The organism is Burkholderia lata (assembly GCF_902499025.1).
GTDB lineage: Bacteria > Pseudomonadota > Gammaproteobacteria > Burkholderiales > Burkholderiaceae > Burkholderia > Burkholderia lata_C.
In genome coordinates, this window is sequence record NZ_CABVPW010000006.1 from 49,689 (window position 1) to 64,388 (window position 14,700).

The 14,700-nt window shown below is 68.4% G+C and carries 18 protein-coding genes; 16 read left to right on the plus strand and 2 right to left on the minus strand.

What is annotated here, in order from left to right:
• The first annotated feature begins 10 nt into the window (after positions 1 to 10).
• The 11 genes from BDI24065_RS07805 (at position 11) to BDI24065_RS07855 (ending at position 9,595) form a co-directional block, all read left to right on the plus strand.
• Positions 11 to 1,822, plus strand: a complete 1,812-nt coding sequence (locus BDI24065_RS07805; protein ID WP_175030721.1) for a putative porin — start codon at positions 11 to 13, stop codon at positions 1,820 to 1,822.
• A gap of 12 nt (positions 1,823 to 1,834) precedes the next feature.
• Complete coding sequence (locus BDI24065_RS07810; protein WP_175030722.1) at positions 1,835 to 2,518, plus strand: hypothetical protein; 684 nt, start codon at positions 1,835 to 1,837, stop codon at positions 2,516 to 2,518.
• 59 nt (positions 2,519 to 2,577) lie between these two features.
• Positions 2,578 to 3,165, plus strand: a complete 588-nt coding sequence (locus BDI24065_RS07815) for a YbjN domain-containing protein (protein WP_175030723.1) — start codon at positions 2,578 to 2,580, stop codon at positions 3,163 to 3,165.
• Positions 3,162 to 3,575: a hypothetical protein gene (locus BDI24065_RS07820; protein ID WP_175030724.1), complete on the plus strand. Its 414-nt coding sequence runs from the start codon at positions 3,162 to 3,164 to the stop codon at positions 3,573 to 3,575. The genes BDI24065_RS07815 and BDI24065_RS07820 overlap by 4 nt, the downstream gene beginning before the upstream one ends.
• Before the next feature lie 44 nt (positions 3,576 to 3,619).
• Positions 3,620 to 4,510, plus strand: coding sequence for a peptidylprolyl isomerase (locus tag BDI24065_RS07825; protein WP_175030725.1), 891 nt, complete (start codon positions 3,620 to 3,622; stop codon positions 4,508 to 4,510).
• Positions 4,511 to 4,518: 8 nt separating this feature from the next.
• The gene (locus tag BDI24065_RS07830; RefSeq protein ID WP_175030726.1) at positions 4,519 to 5,349 is read left to right on the plus strand and encodes a hypothetical protein; all 831 of its coding nucleotides are present in this window, start codon (positions 4,519 to 4,521) and stop codon (positions 5,347 to 5,349) included.
• A gap of 46 nt (positions 5,350 to 5,395) precedes the next feature.
• On the plus strand, positions 5,396 to 5,779 hold the full coding sequence (locus BDI24065_RS07835; RefSeq protein WP_175030727.1) for a hypothetical protein: 384 nt from the start codon (positions 5,396 to 5,398) through the stop codon (positions 5,777 to 5,779).
• A 76-nt stretch (positions 5,780 to 5,855) separates the two neighbouring features.
• On the plus strand, positions 5,856 to 7,295 hold the full coding sequence (locus tag BDI24065_RS07840; protein WP_175030728.1) for a Do family serine endopeptidase: 1,440 nt from the start codon (positions 5,856 to 5,858) through the stop codon (positions 7,293 to 7,295).
• A 65-nt stretch (positions 7,296 to 7,360) separates the two neighbouring features.
• Positions 7,361 to 7,843, plus strand: a complete 483-nt coding sequence (locus BDI24065_RS07845; RefSeq protein WP_175030729.1) for a YbaB/EbfC family DNA-binding protein — start codon at positions 7,361 to 7,363, stop codon at positions 7,841 to 7,843.
• A 101-nt stretch (positions 7,844 to 7,944) separates the two neighbouring features.
• Positions 7,945 to 8,424 (plus strand): type 6 secretion system effector deamidase TecA, encoded by a 480-nt coding sequence (gene tecA / locus BDI24065_RS07850; RefSeq protein WP_175030730.1) that lies wholly within the window; start codon positions 7,945 to 7,947, stop codon positions 8,422 to 8,424.
• A 277-nt stretch (positions 8,425 to 8,701) separates the two neighbouring features.
• Positions 8,702 to 9,595: an IclR family transcriptional regulator gene (locus tag BDI24065_RS07855; protein WP_175030731.1), complete on the plus strand. Its 894-nt coding sequence runs from the start codon at positions 8,702 to 8,704 to the stop codon at positions 9,593 to 9,595.
• A gap of 44 nt (positions 9,596 to 9,639) precedes the next feature.
• On the opposite strand, the gene BDI24065_RS07860 is transcribed toward BDI24065_RS07855, so the two are convergent.
• Positions 9,640 to 9,942 (minus strand): DUF1330 domain-containing protein, encoded by a 303-nt coding sequence (locus BDI24065_RS07860; RefSeq protein WP_175030732.1) that lies wholly within the window; start codon positions 9,940 to 9,942, stop codon positions 9,640 to 9,642.
• 145 nt (positions 9,943 to 10,087) lie between these two features.
• Complete coding sequence (locus BDI24065_RS07865) at positions 10,088 to 11,167, minus strand: porin (RefSeq protein ID WP_175030733.1); 1,080 nt, start codon at positions 11,165 to 11,167, stop codon at positions 10,088 to 10,090.
• A gap of 443 nt (positions 11,168 to 11,610) precedes the next feature.
• On the opposite strand from BDI24065_RS07865, the gene BDI24065_RS07870 reads away from it, so the two are divergent.
• The 5 genes from BDI24065_RS07870 to BDI24065_RS07890 are packed head-to-tail and all read left to right on the plus strand — an operon-like array spanning position 11,611 to position 14,698.
• A complete protein-coding gene (locus tag BDI24065_RS07870; protein ID WP_011354710.1) occupies positions 11,611 to 11,928 on the plus strand; it encodes a non-heme iron oxygenase ferredoxin subunit in 318 nt (105 codons plus the stop codon).
• Between the two features lies 1 nt (position 11,929).
• Positions 11,930 to 12,241, plus strand: a complete 312-nt coding sequence (locus BDI24065_RS07875) for a recombinase-like helix-turn-helix domain-containing protein (RefSeq protein ID WP_175030734.1) — start codon at positions 11,930 to 11,932, stop codon at positions 12,239 to 12,241.
• A gap of 52 nt (positions 12,242 to 12,293) precedes the next feature.
• Positions 12,294 to 13,370, plus strand: coding sequence for an aromatic ring-hydroxylating dioxygenase subunit alpha (locus tag BDI24065_RS07880; protein WP_039344090.1), 1,077 nt, complete (start codon positions 12,294 to 12,296; stop codon positions 13,368 to 13,370).
• Positions 13,363 to 14,133, plus strand: coding sequence for an SDR family oxidoreductase (locus BDI24065_RS07885; protein WP_175030735.1), 771 nt, complete (start codon positions 13,363 to 13,365; stop codon positions 14,131 to 14,133). The genes BDI24065_RS07880 and BDI24065_RS07885 overlap by 8 nt, the downstream gene beginning before the upstream one ends.
• Positions 14,134 to 14,170: 37 nt before the next feature.
• Complete coding sequence (locus BDI24065_RS07890) at positions 14,171 to 14,698, plus strand: cupin domain-containing protein (RefSeq protein WP_043177345.1); 528 nt, start codon at positions 14,171 to 14,173, stop codon at positions 14,696 to 14,698.
• The last annotated feature ends 2 nt before the right edge of the window (positions 14,699 to 14,700 follow it).

Consider the following 14,700-nt stretch of genomic DNA (forward strand, 5'->3'; position numbering starts at 1 on the left):
GAGTACTTCGATGATTGGCAAGATGAACGGACGGGGTGGGGTGCCCCGCAACGGCGCGCTGCCCGCGCGCCTGTCGCGCGTCGGCGCGGCGGTGCTGACGCTCGGGCTGACCTGCGCGTCCGCCGCGCATGGGCAGTCGCTCGAGGCGCAGGCGGCGTCGGGGAAAGCGGCGCCGACCGAGAGCGTGGTGATCAACCTGATCAACCTGCTCGTGAAGCGCGGCGTGCTCACGCAGCAGAACGCGAACGAGCTGATCAGCGAGGCGCGCACCGAGGCCGTGCAGGCGAGGTCGGCCCGCGCATCGGGCGCGCCGGTCGTGGCGGGCGGCGTGGTCAACCCGCCGACGCAGCCGGGCGACGTCGCGGTGCCGTACGTGCCGCAGCTCGTGCGCGACCAGATCCGCGACCAGGTGAAGCAGGAAGTGATCGCGCAGGCGAAGGCCGAGAACTGGGCGCAGCCGAACACGTTCCCCGACTGGGTGTCGCGCATCAAGCTCGACGGCGACCTGCGCGTGCGTGACGAGTATCACTTCTACGGCGGCAACAACACGAACGGCGTGACGAATTTCGCGGCGATCAACCAGGGCGGCGGATTCGACGTCAACCAGAATACGAACAACACGCAGATTCCCACGCAGAACACGCGGGAGAACCGCAACAACCTGCTGCGCTACCGCGCGCGGCTCGGCGTGACGGCGACGTTGTCCGACGAGATGATCGCCGGCATCCAGCTCGCGAGCGGCAACGACAACGGGCCGGTGTCGACCACGGCCACCGCGGGCGGCGGCTTCGCGAAGAAGAACATCTGGCTGAACAAGGCGTTCTTCGCGTACAAGCCGACGTCGTGGCTGAACCTGACGGCCGGCCGTTTCGACAACCCGTTCTTCAAGTCGGACCTGGTGTTCTCCGACGACCTGATGATGGACGGGCTCGCCGCGAACCTGCGCCATGCGCTGCCGTGGAACCCGGACGTCACGCTGTTCGGCACGCTCGGCGTGTTCCCGATCCAGTACACGAGCGAGAACTTCCCGTCGAACAGCACCGAGAAGGCCGGCAGCGACACGAAGTGGATGTTGGGCGCGCAGTTCGGCGCCGACTGGAAGATCGACGCGAAGAACCGGCTGCGCGGCGCGGTCGCGTACTACGACTTCCAGAACATGCGCGGCACGCTGTCGTCGCCGTGCGCGCTCTATGCCGGCGCGACGAGCTGCAGCACCGACAACGAGGCGCCGGCGTTCATGCAGGGCGGCAACACGCTGATCGCGTTGCGCAACATCGTGCAGAACCCGAACCTCGCGCCGGGCATGACGCCGCAGCCGCAGCTGTTCGGCCTGGCCTACAACTACCGGCTGCTTGACCTGAAGGCGCAGTGGGACACGGTGGTGGCCGATCGCTTCAAGCTGCGTCTCGACGGCGAATACGTGCGCAACCTCGCGTACAACGACAACAAGGCGTTCGCGGCGGCGTCGCTGCCGGTCAACAACTACGATTCGACGTCGGTGAATGCGACGCGCGCCGACTATCGCAGCGGCCCGAACGGCTTCCTCGCGAAGGCGACGTTCGGCGAGCCGGAGCCGCGCGAGAAGGGCCAGTGGAACTTCTCGGTCGCGTACAAGTACCTGCAGCCGGACGCCGTGCTCGACGCGTTCAACGATCCCGACTTCCACCTCGGCGGCACCAACGCGCGCGGCTACGTGCTCGGCGCCGCGTATGCGGTCGCCCGCGATACATGGGTGTCGGCCCGTTACCTGAGCTCGAAGGAAGTGTACGGGCCGCCGGTTTCGATCGACGTGCTGCAGATCGAGCTCAATGCTCGCTTCTGACCGGAGCCGCGGATGAACACGATCACTCGCACGATGTTCGCGGCCGGCGTGGCCGGTACGCTGCTGCTCGCCGCCGGCGGCGCGCACGCGCAGAGCATCGAGGACAAGCTGCGCAGCCAGTTGCGCTCGACCGTGCAGGAGCTGCGCCAGCTGCAGGACAACCAGGCGCAGTTGCAGAACGACAAGGCGGCGGCGGAGAAGCAGCGCGACGACGCGCTCGCGCAACTGAAGGCGATGCAGGGGCAACTGGCGGCCGCGCGCGGCGACTCGGGCGCCGAGGCGGCCGCGAAGCGTGCGCTCGCGCAGGAGCGGGCAGGCCGCGAGCAGGACGCGAAGTCGCTGGCGAAATACAAGTCGTCCTACGAGGACTTGCTCACCGTGTCACGTGCCCGCGATGCACAGCACACGCAACTGCAGAAGGACGCTGCCGCGCGTGACACGCAACTGAAAACCTGCCAGGCACACAATGCCGAGCTGTATCGCGTGGGGCACGAGATTCTCGACGCGTACGAGCATGTCGGGATCGGCACGCTGTTCTCGTCGCGTCAGCCGTTCGCGCAGTCGGCGCGCGTGAAGTACGACGATATCGCGCAACGCTACGGCGATGCGCTGTACGCGGGCAAGTACGACCCGGCCGCGCGTCCGGTTGCCGCAACACCGGCGCCGGCGTCGGCTGCTGCGGCGAATGCGCAGTGAGCGCGCGACCAGCAGCCGGGATGAAACCGATCGATTCGATGAATACGGGGAAGACAGACATGCAAGACCAGCAACCGAACGCCGGCGACGAACGCGCGGCACACGATGCGCCGATCGAAGCGATCAGCGCCGACCACCTCGCCGACGTGCTGCGCCGCGCGGGCTACCGCGTGACGGCGGCCGAGCAGAACGGCGCGGTGCAACTGATGAGCGCGAGCCAGGGCATCGGCTTCGCGGTGCGCTTCGGCAACCCGGCCGCCGCGCTCGCGCCGCAGGGCGCCGACGCACCGCCCGCCGCGCTGCTGTTCATCGACTACACGCTGTCGTGCGTGCTGCAGGTGCAGGGTGAACTGCCGGCCGAGCTCGTCGCGGACTGGAACCGCACCAAGCGCTTCGCGCGTCTCGCGAGCCACGGGCCGTTTCTCGCGCTGGAGATGGACGTGGTCGTCGCGGGCGGCGTGTCCGAGCGCTACCTGCGCTCGACGATCGAGCTGTGGGATCGCCTGATCCAGGAATTCCTGCTGCACCTGCGCAACCGTCCCGCGATGGCCGAGCAGGAAGCGGCGGCACGCGCGACGGCCGGCGATCAGGCAGGCGCACCGGCCGTCGAAGCGGCCACGGTAGCCGTCGAGGCTGCCGCGCAGTGAGGATCGGCGCCGCACTGCGTGCGTTGCTGCCGGGCCGCGCGCGGCACGAGGCGGATGCGATAGCCGCCGGCGATGCACCCGCCGCGTGGGGCGTCTACGCGCAACGCATCGCGCAGTGGCTGCAGGCGACGCTCGACGGCGACGACGCGGCGGTGTGTCGCCTGCGTGCCGGCATCGAGCATTGGGCCGGCAAGCGGGCCGATGCCGGCGACGACGGCCCCGTGCTGCCGGTGCGCGCGTGGCTCGACCGGTATGGGCACGTGACGCGCGTCGACAGCGATTCAGCCGGACAACCGGCGCTCGACGCCGCGCTGCATGCGGCACTCGTCGGCCGGGCGGTCGGCGCGGCGCCGCCACGCGGGATGGCGCAGCCGCTCGTCCTGCGCATGACGCTGACGGACGCGCGCTGATGCAGCGTCCGCATTTCAAGAGCAATCGAGAGGGCAGTCGAACGATGATGACGAAGATGAAGAGGCTGGCGGTCGTGGCAGGCAGTCTCGTGCTGGGCGTGCCGTTCGTCGCGCACGCACAGGACGACGTGATCGCGAACGCCGCGCAGGCGTCGGTCACGCAGGACGACATCGCGGGCCTGCTGAAGGCGGTGAGCCCGGAAGGGCGCGAACGTCTCGCGGCCGATCCCGCGGCGCTGGACCAGGTCGTGCGTTCGACGCTCGCGCAGAAGGCCGTGCTGGCCGAGGCCAAGGCGAAGGGCTGGGACAAGCAGGCGCAGGTGCAGGCGGCCGTCGAACAGGCGCGGCGCGATATCGTCGTGCGCAGCTATCTGGCGTCGGTGAATGCGCCGCCGGCCGACTATCCGTCGGACGCGGAGCTGCAGTCGGCGTATGACAAGAACCGCGCCGCGTTCGCCGCGCCGCGCGCATTGCATGTCGCGCAGATCTATATCGCGGTGCCGCCGAACGCGGATGCCGCGACGCTCGACAAGGCGCGCAAGCAGGCGGCCGATCTCGCGAACCGCGCGCGCAGCGGCGATTTCGCGGCGCTCGCGAAGGCAAACTCGCAGGACAAGGCGAGTGCCGCGAGCGGCGGCGATCTCGGTTTCGTGCCCGATCAATTGATGGTGCCGGCGGTCCGTCAGGCGGCTGACGCGCTGAAGCCGGGCCAGGTGTCCGCGCCGATCCAGACGCCGGCGGGCTTTCACGTCGTGAAGCTGATCGACGTCCGCGCGGCCGCGCCGCGTCCGCTGGCCGACGTGAAGGAGCAATTGCGCGCGGTGTTGCGTGCGCAGCGCACGCAGCAGAATGCGCAGGCGTATCTCGCGAAGCTCGCCGCGAACGCACCGATCAACGAAGACGCGCTGAAGAAAGCGCTCGCGTCTGCCCGGTAGGCGCGCTCATGGCAACTGTCCGTTCGACGCCGCGCGTCGACGCGCCCGACGCACGCACGCCGGGGCGACGCCGTCCCGCTGCGGCCGCCGACCGCCCGCGCATGCCGAAAGCGAACCCGTGGCCGGGCCGGCCCGGCGAGTGGCCCACGCATTGCCCGCTGTGCTTCGGCGCGCTGGAGCCGTTGCCCGGCGCGGGCGGCTATGCGCGGCACCGGAGCGCACGCTGCTCCGCGCAGTGCGTGCTCACGACGCGCCAGTATCAGCCGGAGGAACTGACGATTCGCGGCTCGCGCGACGTGCAGGTCGCGGCCCGGCATCGCGAGCGCTTCGTGGCGCACTGGGCGCGCCATTACGCGCTGATGCGGCGCGCATGGCCCGCGCTCACGATCGGGCGCTTCATCGCGGTGATCTCCTGTGTGGACGTCGCGGATCTCTGGTCGTACCGGATGTTGCGCGACGACGATCTGGCGGCCGTGCTGCTCGTGCTGGCCGGCTTCCTGCGCGTGCCGGACGCGTCGGGCACCGATGCGCCGAGTGGCGACACGCGCGCGCCGACGGTGCGCTGGGTGCGGTTCTGGTTCGACGCGAGCGTGCGCGACGTCGGCGATCTGTGGACGGCCGGCAACAGCGCGCCGCCGCTGTTTCGCGTCGACTATCGCGAACCGCTCGTCACGCCCTATCCGACCGGCGCACAGGTGCATGCGTGGCAGCCGGTCGACGGCATGCGCGACGCGTGGGCGCAGCGGGTCGATGCGCAGGAGCCTGCCGTCGACGAAGCCGACCGCGCAGCGTTCGCGCGTTTCCTGGCGCGCGCGTCGGCACCGGGCACGAACCTGTGACGGCAGCCGTGAGGGCGCAATGGAGCCATTTCTGAAGGAGGCGCACATGAAGATGCGACGCAACGGAATCGCGACGATCGTCTGCCTGCTGCTGGCAACCGGCGCGCACGCGCAGGCCGGCCGCGCGGCGGCGAGTGCGGCCGCGCCTGCGCCGGCCAGTCCGGGTTCGGCCGCGAAGCCGGTGTGCGTCGATGCGGAAGTCGACGGCAAGCGCGCGCTGTCGTACGACTGCCTGAGCCAGCAGCTGAAGCCGAAGGCCGACCCGCAGGCGGGCGCGTCGCAAACGGATTCGGAGCGGCTGTCGAAGCAACCATCGAACCGTCTCGGCACGTTCAACCTGTCGACCGAGCGGAACCGTTTCGGCTCGAACTGGGGCCGGTCGACGACGCCGCAGCGGCCCGACGCACCGGTCGCGGTGCCGCCGAAGTAATCCAGGCGGCCGGGCGTGCGGAGCGGGAACCGATGAGCCGGCGGCGTTCCGGCGCGAACCGACGAGGAACAGCGACATGAAAGCGGGCAGGCACACGAACCTGGCAGTGGCGCTGCGGGCGATGGCCGGCGGGCTGGCGTTGGCCTGCGCGTGCGTTTGTTCAACGGCAACGGCCGCCGAGCGGTTCGCGCAGCCGGGTGCCGCATCGTCGACACCGGCGCCGGCGCCGACCGTCGCGCTGCCGAATTTCGCCGCGCTGGTCCGGCGCGTCGGCCCGGCCGTCGTCAACATCAGCGTCACGCGCGAAGTCACGCAGATGGGCATCCAGTTGCCGCCGGGCATCGGGCCCGATCATCCGCTCGCGCCGTTTCTTGCGCGACGCGTGATCGGCAACCGCGAGGAGGTGAGCCTCGGCTCCGGCTTCATCGTCAGCGAGGACGGCGTGATCCTGACCAACCGGCACGTGGTCGGCGATGCGGTCGCGATCGACGTGAAGCTGACCGACAAGCGGCAGTTCAAGGGGCGCGTGATCGGCAGCGATCCGGTATCCGACGTCGCGGTGATCCGCATCGACGCGCACAACCTGCCGGTCGTCGCGACCGGCGACCCGGCGCGCACCGAAGTGGGCGACTGGGTGATGGCGATCGGTTCGCCCTATGGGTTCGCGAACACGGTCACGCAGGGCATCGTCAGCGCGAAATCGCGCTCGTTGCCCGGCGAGCGTGCGATTCCGTTCATCCAGACCGACGTGCCGATCAACCCCGGCAATTCGGGCGGCCCGCTGTTCGACCTCGGCGGCCGTGTGATCGCGATCAACTCGATGATCTTCTCGAAGACGGGCGGCTATCAGGGGCTCGCGTTCGCGATCCCGATCGACATCGCGCTCGACGTGAAGGACCAGTTGCTGCGGACCGGCAAGGTCACGCGCGGCCGGCTCGGCGTGGCCGTCCAGGAAGTGAGCCAGGCGCTGGCGCGTTCGTTCGGTCTCGCGAGCCCGGACGGCGCGCTGATCACCGTGGTCGAGCCGGACGGCCCGGCTGCGCACGCGGGCCTGCAGCCGGGCGACGTCGTGCTCGCGGTCGACGGCAAGCCGGTCGCCGAATCGGCGGACCTGCTCGGCACCGTGGCGGGCATGCGGGCCGGGCGGCAGACCGACCTGCTGGTGTGGCGGGCGGGCCGCGCGATGCACGTGAGCGCGACGGTGGGCGCATTCGACAGCGGCACGGCGTCGGCGGCTGGCGAGCAAGGGCCCGCGCGGTTCGGGCTCGCGCTGCGCGCGGCGACCGAGCAGGAGCGCCAGCGGCTCGGCGTCAGCCAGGCGCTCGTCGTCGAGCAGGCGAGCGGCCAGGCCGCCCGCGCGGGGTTGCAGCCCGGCGACATCGTGCTGTCGGTCAACGGCACGCCGGTCGCGAACATCGGTGCGCTGATGACCGAGATCGACGCTGCGCACGGTAACGTCGCGCTGCTCGTCCAGCGCGGCGGCACGCGTTTGTATGTGCCGATCGAGATCGGTTGATGGGTTGCAGGACGAGCGGACGGCGCGATGCGGCACGGCGGCGCATCGTCGAAACGGGAGGCGGGATGAAGCGAATACAGCAGTGGGGCGTATCCGGAGGGTGGCGGGCGATCGTCGTCGCGTGGGTGCTGGTCGTAGGCGCCGTGTCGGCGGCCGTTGCACAGACGGCCGACGTGCCGCAGGCGTGGATCCGCTATGGACAGCTCGCCGGGCAGCAGTTCCAGACGTGGCTCGAAGCGGACGGCGACGCGGCCGACCGTCTGCACCGCTATCTCGAGGCGCGCGTGCTGAATGCGAGCGTCGATGCGCCGCCGCCCGCGATCGTCGTGCGCGCATGGATCGGCACGAACGGCGCTGTCACGCGGGTCGAATTCGCGTCGCTCGGCGATGCCGACGCGGATGCGACGCTGCGGCAATTGCTCACGGCCGGCCCGCTGGCCGAGCCGCCGCCGCCCGACATGCTGCAGCCGTTGCGCGTGCGATTGCGGCTCGCGCCGAACCCCGATGCGGCTGCTGCCGCGCCGGCTTCGGCGGCGCGCATGCCGTGACGCCCGAGGCCGGACGCGGAAGTGGCTGGATATCGTAATAACATATGACGTTATTGCGTTGGCGGGACGGTGATGTCCTGCTTCTTCACAAGGAGCCATCCATGCAACTCTCCCAGTTAGGCGGGCATGTCGCCCAGTCCGGTTTCGGCGAACGGCAGAAGCACGCCCAGGCACTGATGTTCGGTATGGCCGACATCAACGAGTATGTTTCCGGCGGCGTCTGCTATGACGCCGCGGCCTATGTCCGGTATCTGCTGCGCAGCGACGCGATGATCGCGCCCGGTGCGCTGCTCGACACGATCGGCCAGCACTGGCGGACCCGGTTCAACTTCGAGACCGGCGGCGAATGGGACGGGCGCGCGAGCATTCCGGCGGGAACCGCGGTCGGCTTCTCGCGGGCCGGTACGGTCTTTCATGCTGCGATCGCCGTCGGCGGCAGCCGGATCCGTGCCATCAACGGGGGCCGTCTGGGCAGCGGATGGATGTATGCGGTCGACCTGGCACGCGTGCTCGAGCCGGACGCGGCCGGCGGCTTCACGTACGACCGCGCGAACATCCGGGTTCACCTGTCGCGCCTGTAGGCCCCGGCGCCGGCTGCCCCGCCGGCCGCCATGCGCCGGCCGCGCGCCGCGCACACGGCCGGCGCGCCGCCGTCCGGCGATTTCCGCATGGCGTCGCGCTGTCCATCGCTGCTATCCTCTCGACCGTGAACGACTATATGTGGGGCTGTGGATGCGCATGCTGCGCCGCGGCGATGCACGCGGGTGCGACCCTGCGTGCGCGCCGAGGTAGCATGGCCGCCCGTCCACGACGATCCATGACCTGTTTGGTGACTGATTTCCTTCCGTCCATGTCCACATGGCCAAGACAACGATGAGCGGCGCGCCCGAATCCGCGGCGCCCGGCGACGACGAATCGTCCGGCGGCGGGTCGTCCTATCTGGTGCCGGGGCTCGAGCGCGGGCTGCGGATCCTCGCCGAATTCTCCGCGCGCGAGCCGGTGCTCGGCGCGCCCGAGTTGTCGAAGCGCATCGGCATTCCGCGCACGACCACGTTCCGCCTGCTGCAGACGCTCGAAGCGCTCGGTTTCCTCGAGCGCGTGAACGGCGACCGTTATTTCCGGCTCGGCGTCGGCGTGCTGCGGCTCGGCTTCGAATACCTGAATTCGCTCGAACTGACCGATCTCGGCGCCCCCGTGCTCGAACGGCTGCGCGACGCGACCGGCCTGTCGACGCATCTGCTGATCCGCGACCAGCGCGACGTCGTGTTCGTCGCGAAGGCGCAGAGCAATGCGTCGATGTTCGGTTCGGTGAAGGTGCACGTCGGCACGCGGCTGCCCGCGCATGCGACCGTGCACGGCCACGTACTGATGGGCGACCTGACGCGCGACGCGCTGCGCCAGCTCTATCCGGAAAAGCGGCTCGAGCAGTTCACCGAGCGCACGCCGGGCACTGTCGACGAACTGTACGAACGCGTGCGCCATTACGCGCGGCTCGGCTACGCGGTCAGCGAGGCGGCATTCGAGAGCGGCATTTCGGCTGTGACCGCACCCGTGCGCGATCATTCGGGCTCGATCGTCGCGGCGATCACCGCGACGGTGCCGCGCTCGGAGATCGGCGAGGCCCGCGAAAAGGAGCGGCTCGTCGAGGCCGTGTGCGGCGCGGCGGTCGACCTGTCACAGCGGCTGAACTACCGCCCGCTCGAAAGCGACCCGACGTTCGCGCACGCGCGCCACAAGGTCGCGATGTTCTGAGTGTTCCGATCCGCGGCCGGCGCGTGGCCGCGCCGCCGCCGTGCTCACGCGCCCGGCGCGGGCAGGCCGTGCACGAGCAGCGCGAGCGTATCCGCGCCCGCGTGGCGATCCTCGGAAATCTCCCGGTACTCGGGCGACTCGATGAACCGGCGCGCCGACGCCTCGTCGGCAAACGACATCAGCACCACCTTGTTGCGGTCCCATTCGCCTTCGAGCGCCACCGGCGCGTCGTCGGCCGCGAGCAGGCGGCCGTCGAAGCGGCGAAATACGTCCATGAAGCGGGCCTGATACCGGTCGTATGCGTCGCGGTGCGTGAAGCGAAGTTGCGCCAGCAGATAGACGGCCACGTTCGTCTCCGTTCGTCGGGGTCTGGTGATGCTACCCGTTGCCGGCGCGATGCGCAGGGTGGCATGGGCGCATGTCATGCGCGCAAGAACAAGAGCGGCCCGCGGGCCGCTCTTGTCGTTTCAGGCGACGAACGCCTGACGTCGTTCAGAACGAGTGGTGGATGCCGGTGAGCACGATCACCTGGTTCGCGGTGCTCGACACGCCTGCCGTGAAGAACGCGGCCTGCGCACCGCCCGAACCGTGTTCAACCAGCACGTTCGCATACAGCTGCGTGCGCTTCGACAGCGAATAGATGTCGCCGAGCTCGACCTGCGTCCAGCGGCGGCCGGCCAGCGTCGTGGTCGCCGCGCCGCCCGCGATCGTGTTGAACGCGCTGCTGCGGTAGTTCACGCCCGCGTCGTAGCTCTGGAACGTATCCGAAAAGCCGTTCGACTGCATCTTCGTGCGCGTGTACAGGCCGTGCACGAGGAAGTCGCCGAACTGGTAGGACGCGCCCGCGCCGATGTTCTCGACCTTGCTCGCGGTATAGCCGTTCGCGGTGTTCTGCCCCTGGAACGACGTGATGCCGGTCGTGCTGATCAGGATCGAGCGGTCATGCTCGTTCGAGTACACGGCCGACGCCTTGAACGGCCCGTTCGCATAGTTCAGCGCGACGCCGACCGACTTGCCGGTCGAGAAGTTCGTCGTGTTGCCGAGCGCCATCGTCGCCGCGGCCGAGAAGCCCGCGAAGGTCGGCGAGCGGTACTTGACCGCGTTGTTGTACGGCACGTTGCCGGTCGCGGCGAGCCCGTCGATGTTGCCGGGGTGGAACGCGTACCAGCTCATCGCGAGGTAGGCCGTGCTGAGCGGATCGAGATAGTCGAACGACAGCGGCGTCTGGCGGCCGAGCGTCAGCGTGCCGTAGCGTTCGGAGCTGAGGCCGACGAAGGCCGCGCGGTTCCAGATCGTGTTCGCGGTCGCGAACTGGCCGTTGTTCGTATAGAAGCCGTTTTCGAGCTGGAAGATCGCCGACAGGCCGTCGCCGAGGTCTTCCTTGCCTTTCAGGCCCCACCGATCGGGCTGCGTATTGCCCTGGATCATCGCCCACTTCGCATGGCCGCCGACGTTGTTCACGTACGCGACACCCGCATCCATGCTGCCGTACAGCATCACGCTGCTCTGCGCCCACGCGCCCGACGCGGCGCCCAATCCGATCACTGCTGCTGCTACCGCATGCTTGACCATTTGATCTCCTGAATCTCCAACCTGATGAAAACGTGCCGTGGCGGCATGCGCAGGAACGGCCGGCCGTCGCGCGTTTTCGCCATCGGGTGGGCATTCGCGTGTTCCATATAAGGAACGATGTGCCTCTGATGGAATGGAGTATAGAGGCGTCGAGCGCCGGATCAAAAATAATTTTTTCGGGACGGATGGGCTGCGGGCCAATGCCCGGCGTCGCTGCGCGAAGCCCGCGTAAACCCGGTAAATCCCCGTCACATAACAAAAAATTCATTTCATGAGATGGGCGCACGTGATCGCCGACCCGACGGTCAGTGTTTTCCCTAGGGCGTACACCTTTTTGTTTTACTCGTGGAAAGTCGCTCCTATAATCACCATCCATAAACTGCTGTTCCGGGTATGGAACAAATCGGAACCAACCGAGAGTCGATCAGAAGGAAGGGTGTGAGATGTCTGAACAATGGGTTTGCGCCGGGCACGCCGGCGCGCTGTCGGAAGACACGCCGATCGAGTTCAAGCGGACCGACGGCGTCGAAATCGGGATCTACCGCGTCGGCGACGACGTGTATGCGCTCGAGAACGTGTGCCCGCATGCGTACGCGCTGCTGACGCAGGGGTTCGTCGACGAAGGCACGGTCGAATGCCCGCTGCACGAGGCCGTGTTCGACATCAAGACGGGCGAATGCCTGAAGGGTCCGGGCGGACGCGCACTGAAGCAGTACGCGGTGCGTCTCGCCGGCGAGGAAATCCAGATCAAGGTGGAATGACATGAAAGAAGCGACCGTCAACTTCAATCCCTTCCTGAAGCCGTGGGTGGCGCCGCAGCCGAACAACGTCGCGGGCAAGGGGCAGATCGAGATCCCCGGCCAGGTCGAGAACCAGGTCTGGCAGAACCGCAAGGCCGCACCGACCCAGTACGAAAACGACCTCGGCGATGCGCTCGAACGTGTGTTCGAAGCCGGTGCGACCGAACTGGACGATGTCGTCGCGGGCCTGAACCGCATCGGCTTTCGCGCACCGGACGGCACGGTGTGGACCGCCGAGCGCTTCCGCGCCGAACTGGCCTCGCTCGCGGAATGACCGCTGAAGCGCCGACCGCCGACCCGACGACAACCGCATCCGGAGCACACTGATGACGTCCCCCGAACAACACGCAGCACAACACGACCCGGTCCGTGCCTATCTCGACCGCGGCATCAAGAACTACTGGTATCCCGTCGCGCCGAGCTGGCAGGTGTCGAATGCACCCGTCGGCCTCACGCGCCTGTCCGAGCAGATCGTGCTGTGGCGCGATCACGACGGCAAGGTCCACGCGCTCGAAGATCGCTGCCCGCACCGCGGCGCGCGCCTGTCGCTCGGCTGGAACCTCGGCGGCAACATCGCCTGCTGGTATCACGGCATCGAAGTCGACGGCGGCGGCACGGTCAACCGTGTGCCGGCCGTGTCGAACTGTCCGCTCGAAGGCACGAAGTGCGTGAAGTCGTATCCGGTCGAAGAGAAGGCCGGCGCGATCTTCCTGTGGTTCGGCGACGAAGCGCACGGCGAACCGGCGCCGCTGAACCTGCCCGAGGAACTGGTCGACGACGCATACGGCCACTTCCTGTGCGTGTCGAACTGGAAGTGCAATTACCAGTACGCGATCGACAACGTGATGGACCCGATGCACGGCGCGTACCTGCATGCCACCTCGCACTCGATGGCCGAAGGCGACAAGCAGGCCGACATGCGCGTGCGCAAGACGGAAACGGGCCTGATGTTCGAGAAGATCGGCCAGCGCGACGTGAACTTCGACTGGGTCGAGCTCGGCGAAACGGGCTGCCTGTGGATGCGTCTCGCGATTCCGTACAAGCAGAAGTTCGGCCCGGGCGGCAACTTCGGGATCATCGGTTTCGCGACGCCGGTCGACGGCGACAACTGCCAGGTCTATTTCTGGCGCACCCGCAAGGTCAGCGGCTGGCAGCGCGACGTGTGGCGCTTCATGTACCGCAACCGCCTCGAGGGTCTGCACTGGGACGTGCTCGAGCAGGACCGCTACGTCCTCGAAAGCCTCGCGCCGAATGCGCGCGATCACGAATACCTGTACCAGCACGACGTCGGCATGACGCGCGTGCGCCGGATGCTGCGCACCCGTGCGCAGGAGCATCTTTCCGCGCTCGACGCGCATCGCGCGGCGCAGGCGCAGGCCGCATCGGAGCCGGCAAATGGCTGAGCGCGCTCCGGTCGTGTCGCTCGCGGGGCGCCGCGTGCTCGTCACGGGCGGCGCGCGCGGGCTCGGCGCGGCGTTCGTGAAGGCGCTCGTCGAAGCGGGCGCGCAGGTCGCATTCGGCGACGTGCTGGCCGACGAAGGCCGTGCACTTGCCGCGCAACTCTCCGAAGCGGGCCACGTCGCGCATTTCTTCGCACTCGATCTCGCCGATCCGGCGAGCGTCACGGCATTCGTCGCGCAGGGCGCGGCGGCGCTCGGCGGTATCGATGCGCTGATCAACAACGCGGCGATCACGAACTCGGGCGGCAAGCTGTCGACGGAGCTCGACGTGTCGACCTGGGACGCCGTGATGAACGTGAACGTGCGCGGCGTGTGGCTCGTCAGCAATGCGGCGCTGCCGTACCTCGCGCAGTCGGGCCGCGGCGCGATCGTGAACCTCGCGTCGGACACCGCGCTGTGGGGCGCGCCGAAGCTGCTCGCGTACGTCGCGAGCAAGGGCGCGGTCATCGCGATGACGCATGCGCAGGCGCGCGAGTTCGGTGCGCACGGCGTGACGGTCAATGCGATCGCGCCGGGGCTGACCGAGGTCGAGGCGACGGCCTACGTGCCGGCCGAGCGCCACGCGTTCTACATGCAGGGCCGCGCGCTGACGCGTGCGCAGGTGCCCGACGACGTGACGGGCCCGGTGCTGTTCCTGCTGTCGGACGGCGCGCGCTTCGTGACGGGTCAACTGCTGCCGGTGAACGGCGGCTTCGTGATGAATTGATTGAATTGAAGTTTTCACTCTGATGAAGGAGAGGACGATGGCGGACGCCGATCTCGAACGCAAGTCGTGGGACCAGCCGGAAGGCGCAAGCTTCAACGACTGGATGGAAGGGCGCGTGGCGCGCTATGCGACCCGTCGCTACGACTGGGACGCACTGAAGTTCCAGGCCGACTACGACCCGAAGTACCGCCGCGCGCAGATGCGCTACGTCGGCACGGGCGGCACGGGTGTCGCGAAGGACGTCAACACGGTGCCGGCCGGCGGCTTCACGTTCTCGACGATGGTCATCCCGGCCGGCAACATCGGCCCGAGCCACATCCACATGGACGTCGAGGAAATCTTCTTCGTGCTGCGCGGCAAGATGAAGGTGATCTGCGAGCGTGATGGCGAGACGTGGGAAGCGATCCTCGGCGAGCGCGACCTGATCTCGGTGCCGCCGGGCGTGTATCGCACGGAAATCAACATCGGCGAGGAAGATGCGCTGATGTGCGTGATGCTCGGTTCGCCGAAGCCGATCACGCCGACGTATCCGCCCGATTCGCCGCTCGCGAAGATCAAGCGTTGAGA